The organism is Streptomyces sp. NPDC033131 (genome assembly GCF_055578365.1).
In genome coordinates, this window is sequence record NZ_JBVIPA010000002.1 from 110259 (window position 1) to 124886 (window position 14628).

At 73.1% G+C, this 14628-nt stretch carries 12 protein-coding genes; 8 read left to right on the top strand and 4 right to left on the bottom strand.

From position 1 onward, the window contains the following. Positions 1-251 precede the first annotated feature (251 nt). On the bottom strand, positions 252-1538 hold the full coding sequence (locus ACZ5XS_RS03900) for a cation:proton antiporter (protein WP_468647601.1): 1287 nt from the start codon (positions 1536-1538) through the stop codon (positions 252-254). Between the two features lie 150 nt (positions 1539-1688). Here ACZ5XS_RS03900 and ACZ5XS_RS03905 point away from each other — a divergent pair, with 150 nt between their 5' ends. The 4 genes from ACZ5XS_RS03905 to ACZ5XS_RS03920 all read left to right on the top strand — a co-directional run bounded on the left by ACZ5XS_RS03905 (position 1689) and on the right by ACZ5XS_RS03920 (position 6200). Next, positions 1689-2867: a hypothetical protein gene (locus tag ACZ5XS_RS03905; protein WP_468647602.1), complete on the top strand. Its 1179-nt coding sequence runs from the start codon at positions 1689-1691 to the stop codon at positions 2865-2867. Then, positions 2864-3991 (top strand): effector-associated domain 2-containing protein, encoded by a 1128-nt coding sequence (locus ACZ5XS_RS03910; RefSeq protein WP_468647603.1) that lies wholly within the window; start codon positions 2864-2866, stop codon positions 3989-3991. Before ACZ5XS_RS03905 ends, ACZ5XS_RS03910 begins: the two co-directional genes overlap by 4 nt. 106 nt (positions 3992-4097) lie before the next feature. Next, positions 4098-4331 carry a hypothetical protein gene (locus tag ACZ5XS_RS03915; protein ID WP_468647604.1) on the top strand — a complete coding sequence of 78 codons (234 nt, stop codon included), beginning with the start codon at positions 4098-4100 and terminating at the stop codon, positions 4329-4331. A gap of 93 nt (positions 4332-4424) precedes the next feature. Further along, positions 4425-6200 (top strand): HEXXH motif domain-containing protein, encoded by a 1776-nt coding sequence (locus ACZ5XS_RS03920; RefSeq protein ID WP_468647605.1) that lies wholly within the window; start codon positions 4425-4427, stop codon positions 6198-6200. A gap of 19 nt (positions 6201-6219) precedes the next feature. Here ACZ5XS_RS03920 and ACZ5XS_RS03925 read toward each other — a convergent pair whose 3' ends face one another. Together ACZ5XS_RS03925 and ACZ5XS_RS03930 are read right to left on the bottom strand one after the other, a co-directional pair. Beyond that, positions 6220-7119, bottom strand: coding sequence for an NAD(+)/NADH kinase (locus ACZ5XS_RS03925; protein ID WP_468647606.1), 900 nt, complete (start codon positions 7117-7119; stop codon positions 6220-6222). After that, positions 7116-8153: an SPFH domain-containing protein gene (locus ACZ5XS_RS03930; RefSeq protein ID WP_468647607.1), complete on the bottom strand. Its 1038-nt coding sequence runs from the start codon at positions 8151-8153 to the stop codon at positions 7116-7118. Before ACZ5XS_RS03930 ends, ACZ5XS_RS03925 begins: the two co-directional genes overlap by 4 nt. Positions 8154-8284: 131 nt before the next feature. Here ACZ5XS_RS03930 and ACZ5XS_RS03935 point away from each other — a divergent pair, with 131 nt between their 5' ends. Next, the gene (locus tag ACZ5XS_RS03935) at positions 8285-9508 is read left to right on the top strand and encodes an arginine deiminase (protein ID WP_468647608.1); all 1224 of its coding nucleotides are present in this window, start codon (positions 8285-8287) and stop codon (positions 9506-9508) included. Between the two features lie 92 nt (positions 9509-9600). After that, on the top strand, positions 9601-10608 hold the full coding sequence (argF, locus tag ACZ5XS_RS03940; protein ID WP_468647609.1) for an ornithine carbamoyltransferase: 1008 nt from the start codon (positions 9601-9603) through the stop codon (positions 10606-10608). A gap of 32 nt (positions 10609-10640) precedes the next feature. Here the strand turns inward: argF and ACZ5XS_RS03945 are convergent, their stop codons facing one another. Next, positions 10641-11093, bottom strand: a complete 453-nt coding sequence (locus ACZ5XS_RS03945; RefSeq protein ID WP_468647610.1) for an ATP-binding protein — start codon at positions 11091-11093, stop codon at positions 10641-10643. A 327-nt stretch (positions 11094-11420) separates the two neighbouring features. Here ACZ5XS_RS03945 and ACZ5XS_RS03950 point away from each other — a divergent pair, with 327 nt between their 5' ends. Further along, positions 11421-12248: an enoyl-CoA hydratase family protein gene (locus ACZ5XS_RS03950; RefSeq protein ID WP_468647611.1), complete on the top strand. Its 828-nt coding sequence runs from the start codon at positions 11421-11423 to the stop codon at positions 12246-12248. Next, on the top strand, positions 12233-14620 hold the full coding sequence (locus ACZ5XS_RS03955) for a bifunctional salicylyl-CoA 5-hydroxylase/oxidoreductase (protein WP_468647612.1): 2388 nt from the start codon (positions 12233-12235) through the stop codon (positions 14618-14620). Before ACZ5XS_RS03950 ends, ACZ5XS_RS03955 begins: the two co-directional genes overlap by 16 nt. Positions 14621-14628: the final 8 nt, after the last annotated feature.

A 14628-nucleotide genomic window follows, 5' to 3' on the forward strand; every position in this document is an offset into this window, starting at 1 on the left:
GTTCCCCGCGCCCCTGGGGTGTGAAGCCTGCCTGTGGTGGGGTGTCAGTGCATGTCTGTCGTGGGGTGGCGTGGGGTTGTGGCGACGGTGCGGGCTGGTGGGGGCCGGTGGCGCAGTTCCCCGCGCCCCTGGTGTGTCAAGCCTGCCCGTGGTGGGGTGTCAGTGCATGTCTGTCGTGGGGTGGCGTGGGGTTGTGGCGACGGTGCGGGCCGGTGGGGGCCGGTCGCGCAGTTCCCCGTGCGCCTGGGGCGTCAGCCCAGGTCTGCTGCGGGGACGGGGTCCGCATGGACCGTGTGGGGGCGTTCGGCCAGGCGGCGGACCAGGAGGAGCAGGGGCTGGGTGAGGAGGGTCGTGGCCAGGGCCATGAAGACCAGGACCGTGTAGAGCGGCTTGCTCAACAGATTCGCCTGGAGACCCGCGTTCAGGGCGATCAGTTCGGTGAGGCCGCGGGCGCTCAGCAGGACCCCGACGGTCCGCGCGTCGTCCCGGTCCAGCCCGCCCAGCCGCGCGGCCACCGTCCCGCTGCCGACCTTCGTCGTGATCGCCAGGACGGTCACCACGAGCAGGGCGACCCATCCCGTGCCGTCCATGGTGTTCAGGGCGACGGACTGCCCGGAGACCACGAAGAAGAAGGGCAGGAGCAGCGAGCTGACGTCGTGCAGCGGCCGCACCAGTTCCGGATCGAGGGTTCCGCCCTCCTCCCGGGGCACCACGACCCCGGCGAGCAGCGCGCCGAAGATGACATGCAGTCCGAGGGAGTGCGTGACCCAGGCCGACCCGAGGGCGAAACCGATCAGCAACGCCAGTCGCAGCGAGGGCTCCATCCGCGTCCGCGGCCCCCACAGCAGCCGCCGCAGCAGCGGCGGGGCACACACCAGCATCAGGGCGGTGAAGCCGACCGCGAGCAGCGCCCGCCACGGCCACCCCAGCGCGTGCTCGCCGCTGTCGCCGTCCATCAGCGTCCCGGCCAGCACGGTCCACCCGATCACGTCGAGCAGTCCGGCCGCCGACACGGCCACCACGCCGGGCACCGTACGGGCCAGGCCGTTCTCCCGCACTATGGCCGTCAGCACCGGCACCGCCGTTATCGACAGGGCGACCCCGGCGAACACCACCATGGCGGGGGAGAGGTCCCGAGGCATGCCCAGGTCCCGCAACTGCGCCTGGAACAGCAGCGCACAGCCGCTGCCCACGGCCATCGGCACCACGAAGGCCGCCAGCGCCACCGTGACCGCCGTGCGCACCCGTGCGCCCAGGACCTTCAGGTCCAGTTCGTAGCCCACCGCGAACAGGAACACCACCAGGGCGAACTGCGCGAACCCGGTCAGGGCCGGACCGATGCCGTCGGGGAACAGCTTGTCGTAGGTGTCCGGTGCCAGGCTGCCGAGCAGTGAGGGGCCGAGCGCTATGCCCGCGGTCAACTGGCCGACGATGTAGGGCTGTTTCAGCTTCCGTGCCAGCCAGCCGGCGGCGTGTGCGGCCACCAGGATCAGGGCCGAGGCCCCCACGAAGTGCGTGATCATCGCGTCAGGGCTCACGGTGTCCCCCTGGTGTCCAGTTGTCGGGGCCGTCTCCGGCCGCTCGAGGGTCTTCGCATGTGTGCTCGACCCCAACCTCCTTATGATACTGGTAAGTTGACGTCGCAACGGAAGTCGTACACAACGCTGCACGGGTGTCACGGGGGGCACATGACGGCGGTCGTCTTCATTCACGGCACAGGAGTGCGCGAACCCGGCTTCTCGAAGCTCGCGGGGCGCGTGGCGGCCGGGCTGACCGCCCTGCGCGACGGACTGCGCGTCGTGCCGTACTACTGGGGAGGCACGCACGGCGCCACGCTCGCCGCCGGCGGGGCGAGTCTGCCCGCGCAGGCGGGGGGTACGGCCCGGGGCATCGGCCTCGCCGAAACGCCGGCCGCCGTCGATGACGACACCGCGGCCGCCTGGGCCGCCCTCTACACCGACCCGTACGCCGAGCTCGGCCTCGCCGCGGCCGGCGGTGGCCTGGTCGTGGAGCGCCCGCCCGGTTCCGTACCGCCGGAAGTGGAGCTCCAGGCCCGGCTGACCGCGCTCGCCGCCCAAGGGGACGCCCTCGCCGCCGAGTTGGGCCCCGGGCTGGCCCGCGCGGCCACCGGCCTCGCCGCCCATCCGCTGCTCGGCCCCGCCGCCGACGCCCTCGGCGCCGACGACCTCGCCCCGCTCGCCGCCCGCAGCCTGGCCGCCCGGGTCATCGCCGACGCCCTGGACGCCGACACGCCGCTCGTCCCGGTCGGCGACACCCGGGACGCCGTGGTCGACCGGCTCGCCGAAGCCCTCGGCGCACCGCCCCGGGGCACGGAACGCGGCCTGCGCTCCCTGCTGCTGCGGGCCGCCGGATCCGCCGCGTCCCATGCCGTCGTACGCCGTCGGCGCGCCCTCACCGAGGCCGCGCACCCCGCCGCCGCGGACATCCTGCGCTATCTCAGCCGCGGTGAGGCGGTCCGCGCGGACCTGCGCACGCTCGTCGCGGGCCTGGAGCCACCCGTGGCGCTGGTCTGCCACAGCCTCGGCGGGATCATCGCCCTGGACACGCTGATCGCCGCCCCGCTGCCCCAGGTCCGCCTCCTGGTGACCGCCGGCTCCCAGGGGCCCTTCCTGTACGAGTCCGGCGCCCTGCCCACGCTCACCCACCCGGCCCCGCTGCCGCCGCACGTCCCGGACTGGCTGAACCTGTACGACCCCCGCGACCTGCTCTCCTACCTCGGCGCCGCACTGTTCCCGGGCCGCGTCACCGACATCGCCGTCGACAGCCGCCAGCCGTTCCCCGCCGCCCACAGCGCCTACTGGACCAACCCCGCGGTGTACCGGCACATCGTGGACCGCCTGCCGTGACGGGGCGCGAGCCGGTCATGGATCCCACCCGGGTGCACGCCCTGATCGTCGGCGTCGAGAGGTACGACGCCGGATCCGGCTGGGACCTGCCCGGGCCCGCCCGGGACGCGGTCGCCTTCCACCGGCTGCTGCGCGACGCCGGGGTGCCGCAGGACCGGCTCCGGCTCCACCTCGCCCCTTTGCCGCCGTACGTCCCGGACCTCCCGTACCGGCCGGCCGACCACGCGACCCTGCGCCGCGCCCTCGTCCGGGAACTCCCCCTGGCCCAGGGGGACGTCCTGTGGGTGTGGTGGGGCGGGCACGGAGTCCTCGACCGGGCCGGTCACCTGCGGCTGTTCTGCGCGGACGCGACCACCGCCGACAAGCTGGGCATCGACCTGGACTCCGCGCTCGCCCGGTACGCCGGTGACGCCGTGCCCGCCTTCACCGAGCAAATGTGGATCGTGGACGCCTGCGAGACCTTCGAGGAGACCCTCGGCTTCCGGGAGGCCCTGCCGCCCGACGCGCTGCCCGTGGGGCGGCGCAACCTCGCCCACCGGCAGACCCTGCTGCGGGCCGCCGGGCGCGGCCGGGCCGCCGCCAACGACCCCGGGCGCGCCACGGGCCTGTTCTCCGAGGTGCTGCTCGCTCTGCTGGCCGACCGCGCGTCCGCTCTGCCCGCCCCGCCCGATCCGGAGGAACTGTTTCCGGCCGTACGAACACGTATCGCGGCCCTCAGGGAAGCGGGCCGTACTCTGCAGTATCCCGAGATCCGGCTGCAGAGCCCCGAACGCACCGAGATCGTTCCCGTGGCAGGCCAGGGCCCCGGCCCGCGCCCGGTCTCGCCGCTGCTGCGGGCCGTGGAGGCGCTGCTCGCCTACCCGTTGATGTACGACCCCACCGAACGGCAGACGGTGGTCGGCGCGTTGACCCCGCGGGTCACGGCGACACTGCCCCGTCACACGAAGGCCCGCACGGATGCCACCGGCATACTCAACGGGCTCGCCCGGCATCACCCGGAAGCCCTGCGGGAGCTGTTCGACGCCGTGGTCTCGCTCGACGACGACCCCGAGCGCGCGGCCGAACTCGACGCGGCACTCCGAGAATTCGAGGCCTCGGTGAGACGCCGAAACGATCGGAAATGATCGAGTGGCGTGATCGTACGGTTTTCGACCCGGGCATGTATGGCCATGATGGAAAAGGACACGGGCACGGGGCATCGCGTGCCACCGTGCGAGAAGGGGGAGCACCTTGGACCAGCCGCCCGCACTGCACCACCCCGCAGCCACCGCTCGCGCGTCGGCCGCCGCTCGGCATGCCGACATCTGGGAGTCGGATCTGGCGGACCTCGCGGCGCTGCCCTTGACCGCCGTGGACGGTCTCGCCCCGCTCCATCCGAACGCCCGCCTTCTCGAGGAGGTTCTGCGCGCCCGCAGCAGCATCCGGGGCGGAGGTGAGGGGAACGGGGGAGCCCGGGCCGAATAGGCGGCTCCGCCCCGACGGCAGAACCCTGACGAGGCCCTGCGCGCCCGTCGGGGTCCCCGCATGCCCGCACCCGCGACCGGAGGTCCTCCGACCATGAGCAGTGAGCAGCGCCCCGACCCGTTCCGCATGCCCGAGCGGCTGTTCGCGGAACTGGCCGCGGGCGGTGGCTCCGCGGCGGCCGTCGCCTTCCTCGAACGAGGCGAACGGGCCCGCCGGCTACTGCTCCTGCGCACCCTGCTGGACCGCCTCGACAGCCTCCCCACACCGCTGACCCCGGCCGCCGAGGCCTGGCACGTCCTGAAGGACGCGGCCGAGCGAACCCCCGAGCCGGTCGACCGGCTGCTGCTCGCCCCCGCGACCGGCGGCTGGATCGCCCACGTCCTGCGCCGGACCCACGGCACCGCGTCGGGACCGCCCCTGTGGGCGGAGGCCGGCCATCTGTGCGCCCTGGCGGTCACGGCGTCCCTGTACGCCGGTACGGACGCGGAACTCCGGGTCGCCGTGGTGGACGGGGCGCTGCCCCTGCCCGGGCTGGGGCTGGCCCGACTGCCCGACGGGGAACGGGGACTGACGGTCGGGCGGGCCCGTACGAGCGGGGGAGAGCTGACGCTCTCGGTGCCGGGGCGCGACGGGGGGACGACGTCCGTGACGGTCCGGCCGGTGGCGGTGCGGTGGGGGAGCGGGCGAGAGCGGAGCGGGGAGGCCGGCGCCTCGCACGGGGATCCGACGCGCGAGACGCCTGCGGCGGCCGGAGTCGGAACCTCCTCCTGGCTCCCCCTGCGCGGGCTCACCCACCCGACGCCCGCCGGGACTCTCGCCATACCCCTCGACGACCTCGACCCCTACCGCGACCTGGACGACCCCCTGCCGCCCGCCCGGCTCGACGCCGCGGAGGCGGTGGCGTGGCAGCGGGTGTTCGAGGAGGCCGTCGCCGTGCTCGCGGTGCCGGGCGGGGCCGGGCCCGGGCGGCTCGACCCGGCCTGGATCCGGTCGATCGTGCCCTGGGGCCGTACGCGTACGGACCCTCCCGCCCCGCCGACCGTTCAGGTCTCTGCCTCCAGCGGGGACTCCTTCGGCGCGATGGTGATCGCCCGCCCCTCCGCCGCGCTCGCCCTGGCCGAGACGCTGGTCCACGAGTTCCAGCACAGCAAGCTGGCCGCCCTCCTCCACCTCTTCCCCCTGCTCGACGACGACCGGAAAGAGCGGTACTACGCCCCGTGGCGCCCCGACCCGCGCCACCTCACCGGCCTGCTCCACGGGGCGTACGCCTTCACCGGCGTCGCGGGCTTCTGGCGGGACCGCATGGCCGCCGCGCGGGACGGCCGGGCGGCCGCCGAGGACGAGGCCGGGTACCACTTCGCGCTGCGACGCCTGCAGAGCCGGCTCGTCGTGCGGACCCTGCTGGCCGAGGGCCGTCTCACCGTCCAGGGCCGCGCCCTGGTGTCCGGCCTGGCCCGCACGCTGGACGGCTGGCTGCGCGAGCCCGTCTCCGCCGCCGCCCTCGCCCGCGCCCGTACGGCGGCCGCGCTGCACCGCACCGAGTGGCGGCTGCGCAACGTGGCTCCGGCGGACGACTCGGCGTACCCGGCGGGCACTCCGCGTCTTCGCCCCGACCGCACCTCCTGGCCGGACCTGCGCACCCACGTCTTCGCGACGCGTCCCGCCGCCCCGCGAACAGCCGACGAGCACCTCGCCGCCGGTGACCCGGCCGCCGCGCTCGCCCGGTACGCCGACGAACTGGCCGCCGACCCCGCCGAACCGCATGCCCTCGCCGGCTGGATCGTCGCCCGTGCCACCCTGGACCCCGGCCGCACGGCCCGCCGCATGCTGGCCCGCCCCGAACTGCTCCAGCCCCAGCCCAGCGGCTGACCCGGCGCCCGGCGTCGCCTCACCCCACCAACCGCAGCCGCTCCCCGCACACGCCGATCCGCACCGACTGCCCCCAGGTCAGCTCCACCGCATCCGTCTCCATCCCGTCCCCGAAGGCGATGAGCCGCTCCGACTCGACGGTGAGGTGCAGACCGGACGGCGCGGTGAGTTCCCCGGCCACCGACGACGTGCCGGTGGCCGGGGACGGCCAGGCCTCGCGGACGAACCACAGCAGGCGCGGCTCGGTGGGCGAGGGCAGGCGCCAGCGGCCGCCGCGCTCCTGCCACACCGACCGGATCCACCCGGTCGCCCCGGTGCCCGTGCCCACGAGCACCCCGGAAGAGGCCTGGGCCTCGACGACACCCCCGTCGCCCTCCAGGCCCAGGCGGTATCTGGCCGTCTGATGTCCGACGGCTGCCAGGCAGATCTCGTTGAGCGCGACGACCCGCTGGGTGTCGTCGGCGACGGCCTCGACCATGGTGCGTTCCTCGACGCCGGCGGAGCGGGTGAGGACCGCCGGAAGCAGCGCGGCCGCGTCGCGCGGGCGGTGCCGGACCAGCACCCCGGGGTTGCGTCCGGGGTCGGTGTCGATGCCCACCACCGGCTGCCCCCCGAGGTACTTGGCGACGTTCGCCACCAGCCCGTCCTGCCCGACCACGACCACCACGTCCTCGGGCGCGAAGAGGAAACGGTCCAGGTCGGCCCGCTCCACCCGTGCCTGACGCCAGGTCAGCGGAACCGCCGAGCCGACCTCGGTCAGCGCCTGCCGCGTCCGGCGGTACCGCTCGGCGAGCTCCGCGATGTCCCGGCCCCGGGAGGACAGGAAGAAGGCGGCCTGCCCGTGCGTGCCGTGCCGGGCCACCAGCTCCTCGTACTCCGTGGTGCGATGGACGACGACGACCCGGGGTGCGAGGCTCACTCCTGCTCCCGCGCGCCCAGCCTGGCCAGCAGTCCGGTCAGCACGTCCGGTGACACCGTCACGCTCTCGATGCGCGGCAGGTTCTCCGCGAGCCGTGTCCCGGTGAGCGCGTGCAGCGTCGCCACGTCCACCTCCGCGTGGACCCGCAGCCAGGCGGCCTGCGCCTGGGCCCGCGCCTCGCCGAGCTCGCGCGCCCCTTCCGCCTCCGCACGGGACAGCCGTACGGCACGGGCCGCCTCGGCCTCGGCGAGCCGCACCGTGCGTGCCGCCTCGGCCTGCGCCCGTACGGCGTCCGCCGCCGCGTGCTCCTCGGCCTCCCGCCGGGCGTTCGTGCCGCGCTGGTCGACCAACTGCTCCTCGCGGCGGGCGAGTTCGATCTTGCTGGCCAGCTCGTTCTCCGCGATGGCCCGTTCCCGTTCCACCGCGAGGGCCCGCCGTCCGTACGTCGCCCGGTCGGCCTCCTGCTGGATCTGCTCACGGGCCGGGGTGCGCAGCGCGCGCTCCACCTCGGGCTCCGGCCGCAGCGCCACCACGCGTACGGCGACGACCTCGATGCCGGTCGCGGGCAGCCGCGGTTCGGCTCCCAGACCGGCCGTGATCCGCTCGCGCACCGAGCTGACGCCGTCGACCAGCGCGGCCGCCAGCGGCGTACGCGCCAGGACGTCCAGCGCGTGCTGCTGGGCCGTCTCGGTGAGCAGTGTGGCGAGCTGCTCCAGCGGCGCGCCCCGCCACACGCCGGTGTCCGGGTCGATGGAGAAGTCGAGGCGGGCGGCGGCGACGCCCGGGTCGTCGATGCGGTAGGTGACCGTCGCCTGCACCGCCACGTCCTGGAAGTCGGCGGTACGGGCGTGGAACGTCATCGCCAGTTCCCGGTCGTCGACCGGTATCTCCGACAGCGCGGCGGTCAGCGACCGGAACCAGAAGCTCAGCCCCGGCCCGTCGTGCAGCAGGCGGCCCGCGCGGTGGTGCCGGATGTGAGCCGTCGGTGCGCCGCGCAGGTGGCGCAGGCCGAGGCGCCGGGTGATGTCAGCCATGGGATCCCCTCGCTTTTCGTCTGAGCGACGATAACCGGACGAGGTGATTATCGTCAAGAGGACGAAAACAAGTGGTCACGGAAACACGTGAGCGACGGGTCAACCCGCCCCCCAATGGTCAGGATGGAGGCATGGGATTCCATGTCGACTCCGAGGCCGGGCGCCTGCGCCGCGTCATCCTGCACCGGCCGGATCTCGAGCTCAAAAGGCTCACCCCCAGCAACAAGGACGCGCTCCTCTTCGACGACGTGCTCTGGGTGCGCCGGGCGCGTGCCGAGCACGACGGGTTCGCCGACGTGCTGCGCGACCGCGGTGTCGCCGTGCACCTCTTCGGGGACCTGCTCACCGAGGCCCTGGAGATCCCGGCGGCCCGGACGCTCGTCCTGGACCGGGTCTTCGACGAGAAGGAGTACGGGGTGCTCGCCACCGACCACCTCCGGGCCGCCTTCGAGGCGCTGTCCGGCCGGGACCTGGCCGAGGTGCTGGTCGGCGGCATGACCAAGCGGGAGTTCCTGGAGATGCACGAGGAGCCGACCTCCGTGCGCTTCCATGTCATGGAGCTCGACGACTTCCTGCTCGGTCCGCTGCCCAACCACCTCTTCACCCGCGACACCTCCGCCTGGATCTACGACGGCGTCTCCATCAACGCGATGCGCTGGCCCGCCCGGCAGCGCGAGACCGTGCACTTCGAGGCGATCTACCGGCACCACCCGCTGTTCCGTGACGAAACGTTCCGGATCTGGTCGGAGGGGCAGGTCGACTATCCGTCGACCATCGAGGGCGGGGACGTGCTCGTGATCGGCAACGGCGCCGTGCTCATCGGCATGAGCGAGCGGACCACGCCACAGGCCGTCGAGATGCTCGCGCACAAGCTGTTCGACGCCGGCTCCGCCGAGTCGATCGTGGCCCTCGACATGCCCAAGGGGCGCGCCTTCATGCACCTCGACACCGTGATGACGATGGTCGACGGTGACACCTTCACCCAGTACGCCGGGCTCGGCATGCTCCGCTCCTACACCATCGAGCCGGGTGTCGGCGACAAGGAGCTCAAGGTCACCGACCATCCGCCGGAGCACATGCACCGCGCGATCGCCGCAGCGCTCGGACTCAACGAGATCCGTGTCCTGACCGCCACCCAGGACGTGCACGCGGCCGAGCGCGAGCAGTGGGACGACGGCTGCAACGTGCTGGCCGTCGAGCCGGGTGTCGTCGTCGCCTACGAACGCAACGCCACGACGAACACGCATCTGCGCAAGCAGGGCATCGAGGTGATCGAGATCCCGGGGAGCGAACTGGGGCGCGGGCGGGGCGGGCCGCGGTGCATGAGCTGTCCGGTCGAACGGGAGCGCGTATAGGCCCGGAGCGGTCGAACGACGGGTCGTATAGAAATGCCGCAGGTCGTATAGACTTCCACGGTCATTGTTCTCGTATCCCTGGAGCGCCCGCCATGGCGACAGTCCCGACCGCCCTCGGCGGCCGCCACTTCCTCAAGGAGCTCGACCTCACCGAGCAGGAGTTCCTCGGCCTGATCGAGCTGGCCGCCGAGCTGAAGGCCGCCAAGAAGGCCGGGACCGAGACGCGGCACCTGCGCGGCAGGAACATCGCGCTGATCTTCGAGAAGACCTCGACGCGCACGCGTTGCGCGTTCGAGGTCGCCGCCGCCGACCAGGGCGCCTCGACGACGTACCTCGACCCCTCGGGTTCGCAGATCGGCCACAAGGAATCCGTCAAGGACACCGCCCGGGTGCTGGGCCGGATGTACGACGCGATCGAGTACCGGGGGGACAGCCAGGCCAAGGTCGAGGAGCTCGCCGCGTACGCCGGCGTGCCCGTCTACAACGGCCTCACCGACGAGTGGCACCCCACCCAGATGCTCGCCGACGTGCTGACGATGACCGAGCACAGCAGCAAGCCGGTCCGGGAGATCGCCTTCGCCTACCTCGGCGACGCCCGTTTCAACATGGGCAACTCCTACCTGGTCACCGGGGCCCTGCTCGGCATGGACGTGCGCATCGTCGCCCCGAAGTCCTACTGGCCCGCCCAGGACGTCGTCGAACGGGCCCAGGAGCTCGCCGAGACCAGCGGGGCCCGCATCACCCTCACCGAGTCCCTGGCGGAGGGCGTCCGCGGCGCCGACTTCGTGGCCACCGACGTCTGGGTCTCCATGGGGGAGCCCAAGGAGGTCTGGGACGAGCGGATCGCCGCCCTCGTCCCGTACGCCGTGACCATGGACGTCCTGCGCGCCACCGGCAACCCCGACGTGCGGTTCCTGCACTGTCTGCCGGCCTTCCACGACCTCGGGACCAAGGTCGGCCGCGAGATCTTCGAGGCCCACGGCCTGGAGTCGCTGGAGGTGACGGACGAGGTCTTCGAGTCGGCCCACTCGGTCGTCTTCGACGAGGCGGAGAACCGTATGCACACCATCAAGGCGGTCATGGTGGCCACCCTGGCCTGAACGCCGGTCACGCGGTCACGCCGGTCGCGCGGTCACACCGGACGACGCTGAGGCGGCACCGTCGGCAGCCTGAACCACACCGCCTTGCCCGAGCCGGTGGGGCGGTGGCCGCAGGACGAGCTGAGGGCGCGGATCAGCAGCAGTCCGCGGCCGTGCTCCTGCCAGGGGTCGGGCTCGGTGTCCACCGGCCGCGTGAGGTTGCCGGGCGGTGCCGGATCCGGGTCGTGCACCTCGACCTGGCAGCCGTTCGGCAGCAGCTCCACCACCAGCTCGATCGGCGCGTCCCCGGTGGTGTGCTCCACGGCGTTCGCCACCAGCTCCGCCGTCAGCAGTTCCGCGGTGTCGCTGTCGGCCCCGTGCTCCAGCTCGGCCAGCGCCGTGCGCACCAGAGCCCGGGCCACCGGCACGGCCGCGGCGGAGTGCGGCAGCGCGATGCGCCAGGAGGCGAAGGCTGCGGGGCGTTCGTACAAGGCGGTTCCGTTCATGAGCAGGCTGTCCTGCTTTCAACCCGATGAATGGTACGGCGCGCCCGGCGGAGGCATCCGACGGGCACCGTGCGGGACCTTCGGCCCCGCTGCGGGCGGCTTACCCGGTTGAACGGCGGGCCTCGCGCGGTTGCTCCCGCCGTTACGGGGGTGTCGACGAGCCGTGACGGATGTGACGGGGCCGGGTCAGATCCGCGGTGATGTCCGGGGGATGTCCCCACCGCCGACGTATCGCGCACTCGTGACGACGGTCACGGATGAGTGATAGCTTCGAAGGACAGAGCTCCGTGAGGCAGTGCCCGCCACCGAACGAGGAGGCCGCACCTCGTGAGTCCCTTCACCGGCTCCGCCGCCCGCACCCCCCACTGGCACCACCTGCGCGTCGATCTCACCGACGGCGTCGCCACCGTCACCCTCGCCCGCCCCGACAAGCTCAACGCGCTCACCTTCGGCGCCTACGCCGACCTGCGCGACCTGCTCGCCGAGCTGTCCCGTGAACGGTCCGTGCGCGCCCTGGTCCTGGCGGGGGAGGGGCGCGGCTTCTGCTCCGGCGGTGACGTCGACGAGATCATCGGCGCCACCCTGGCCATGGACACCGCCCAGCTCCTCGACTTCAACCGGATGACCGGGCAGGTGGTGCGTGCCGTACGGGAGTGCCCCTTCCCCGTGATCGCGGCGGTGCACGGGGTGGCGGCCGGCGCGGGCGCGGTGCTGGCCCTGGCGGCGGACTTCCGGGTCGCGGATCCGAGCGCCCGCTTCGCCTTCCTCTTCACCCGCGTCGGCCTGTCCGGCGGCGACATGGGCGCCGCCTACCTGCTGCCCCGGATCGTCGGCCTCGGCCACGCCACCCGGCTGCTCATGCTCGGCGAGCCGGTCCACGCCCCCGAGGCCGAGCGGATCGGCCTGATCAGCGAACTGACCGCCGAGGGCCGCGCCGACGAGGCCGCCCAGTCCCTGGCCCGCCGCCTGGCCGAGGGCCCGGCCCTGGCGTACGCCCAGACGAAGGCGCTGCTCACGGCGGAACTGGACATGCCGCTCGCCGCGGCCGTCGAGCTGGACGCCGCCACCCAGGCCCTCCTCATGAACGGCGAGGACTACGCGGAGTTCCACGCAGCGTTCAAGGAAAAGCGCCCTCCCAAATGGAGCGGACGGTGAGCACACCTACCTCAGGGGCGCGGGGCTGTGTCGACATGCGGCTCCGCCGCGGGGCGCGACCGGCCCCCACCGGCCCGCACTCGCGCAACGAGACCGGCCACTCCCACCGCATCGCGATCACCGGCGGCGGCCCCGGCGGCCTCTACGCCGCAGCCCTGCTGAAACGTCTGAGCCCCGACCGCGAAGTCACCGTCTGGGAACGCAACGCCCCCGACGACACCTTCGGCTTCGGAGTGGTCCTCTCCGACGAAACCCTCGGCGGCATCGAACACGCCGACCCGACCGTCTACGCGGCCCTCCAGCAGCACTTCGTCCGCTGGGACACCATCGACATCGTCCACCGGGGCACCCGCCACACCTCCACCGGACACGGATTCGCCGCCCTGGGCAGAAAACGCCTCCTGGAGGTCCTGCACGACCGCTGCCGCGCCCTCGGCGTCGACCTCCGCTTCCACTCCGAGGCGCCCCACCCGGCCCATCTGGCGGAGGCGTACGACCTCGTCATCGCCGCCGACGGTGTGCACAGCACCACCCGTGAGGCGTACGCCCCTGTGTTCCGGCCCCATGTGGCCACCCACCACTGCCGTTACATCTGGCTCGCCGCCGACTTCGCCCTGGACGCCTTCCGCTTCGAGATCGCCGAGACCGCCCACGGTGTGATGCAGCTGCACGGCTACCCGTACGCGGCCGACGCCTCCACCGTGATCGTCGAGATGCGGGAGGAGGTCTGGCGGGCGGCGGGCTTCGAGGAACTGGACGAGCAGGCGTCCGTCGAGCGCTGCGCCAAGATCTTCGCGGACGCGCTGGGAGGCCGGCCGCTCACCTCCAACAGGTCCGCCTGGACCACCTTCCGCACGGTGGTCAACGAGCGTTGGTCGCACGGCAACGTGGTCCTGCTGGGCGACGCCGCCCACACCGCCCACTTCTCCATCGGCTCCGGCACCAAGCTCGCCGTCGAGGACGCGCTCGCCCTGGCCGCCTGTCTCGAGGAACAGGACTGTCTGGAGGGGGCGTTGACGGCGTACGAGGCCGAGCGCAGGCCCGTCGTCGCCTCCACCCAGCGGGCCGCCCGCGCCAGCCTGGAGTGGTTCGAGAACCTGGGGCTGTACCTCGACCAGCCGCCCCGCCGGTTCGCCTTCAACCTGCTCACCCGCAGCCGCCGCGTCACCCATGACAACCTGCGGCTGCGCGACGCCCGCTTCACCGAGGCCGTGGAGCGCGAGTTCGGCTGTCCGCCCGGCACACCCCCGATGTTCACGCCGTTCCGGCTGCGCGGCCTGACCCTGCGCAACCGGGTCGTCGTCTCGCCCATGGACATGTACTCCGCCACCGACGGGGTGCCCGGCGACTTCCACCTCGTCCACCTGGGCGCACGGGCCCTCGGTGGCGCCGGCCTGGTGATGACGGAGATGGTGTGCGTCTCCCCCGAGGGCCGGATCACGCCCGGCTGCACCGGCCTCTACACCGGCAGGCAGGCCGAGGCCTGGAAACGGATCACCGCCTTCGTGCACGCGCGGGCGCCGGGCACCGCGATCGGCGTGCAGCTCGGCCACAGCGGGCGCAAGGGCTCCACGAAACTGATGTGGGAGGGCATCGACGAGCCCCTGGAGGACGGCAACTGGCCGCTGGTGGCCGCGTCCCCGATCCCGTACAAGCCGTACAGCCAGACCCCGCGGGAGCTGTCCCGCGCCCAACTCACCGACATCCGAGAGCAGTTCGCGTCCGCCGCCGGTCGCGCCTCCCGTGCCGGGTTCGACCTTCTCGAACTGCACTGCGCCCACGGCTACCTGCTCTCCGGATTCCTCTCCCCGCTGACCAACCGCCGCACCGACGCCTACGGCGGTTCGTTCACGAGGCGGCTGCGCTTCCCGCTGGAGGTCTTCGACGCCGTACGCGGCGTGTGGCCGGAGGAGAAACCCCTGACCGTCCGCATCTCGGCCACCGACTGGGCCGAGGGCGGGAACACGGCCGAGGACGCCGTCGAGATCGCCCGCGCCTTCGCCGCGCACGGCGCCGACGCGATCGACGTGTCGAGTGGGCAGGTCGTCGCCGACGAACGGCCGGAGTTCGGGCGGTCGTACCAGACGCCGTTCGCCGACCGGATCCGTAACTCGGCAAGGATCCCGGTGATCACGGTCGGTGCGATCTCCTCCTGGGACGACGTCAACTCCCTGATCCTGGCCGGGCGTACGGACCTGTGCGCGCTGGCCCGCCCTCACCTCTACGACCCGCACTGGACCCTGCACGCGGCGGCCGAGCAGGGCTACGACGGGCCCGGCGTCGTCTGGCCGGCGCCGTACCGGGCAGGCAGCCGACGCCCGCAGACGGGACGCACGGACGCCCCCAGGCCCCGCCTGACGCTGAGCAGCTGAGCGCGTCG

Excerpts from the sequence above, each read along its gene's own strand:
- ACZ5XS_RS03905 (WP_468647602.1), top strand. The coding sequence starts at position 1,689 with ATGACGGCGGTCGTCTTCATTCACGGCACAGGAGTGCGCGAACCCGGC.
- ACZ5XS_RS03935 (WP_468647608.1), top strand. The coding sequence starts at position 8,285 with ATGGGATTCCATGTCGACTCCGAGGCCGGGCGCCTGCGCCGCGTCATC.
- ACZ5XS_RS03955 (WP_468647612.1), top strand. The coding sequence starts at position 12,233 with ATGGAGCGGACGGTGAGCACACCTACCTCAGGGGCGCGGGGCTGTGTC.
- ACZ5XS_RS03920 (WP_468647605.1), top strand. The coding sequence starts at position 4,425 with ATGAGCAGTGAGCAGCGCCCCGACCCGTTCCGCATGCCCGAGCGGCTG.
- ACZ5XS_RS03945 (WP_468647610.1), bottom strand. The coding sequence starts at position 11,093 with ATGAACGGAACCGCCTTGTACGAACGCCCCGCAGCCTTCGCCTCCTGG.
- argF (WP_468647609.1), top strand. The coding sequence starts at position 9,601 with ATGGCGACAGTCCCGACCGCCCTCGGCGGCCGCCACTTCCTCAAGGAG.
- ACZ5XS_RS03930 (WP_468647607.1), bottom strand. The coding sequence starts at position 8,153 with ATGGCTGACATCACCCGGCGCCTCGGCCTGCGCCACCTGCGCGGCGCA.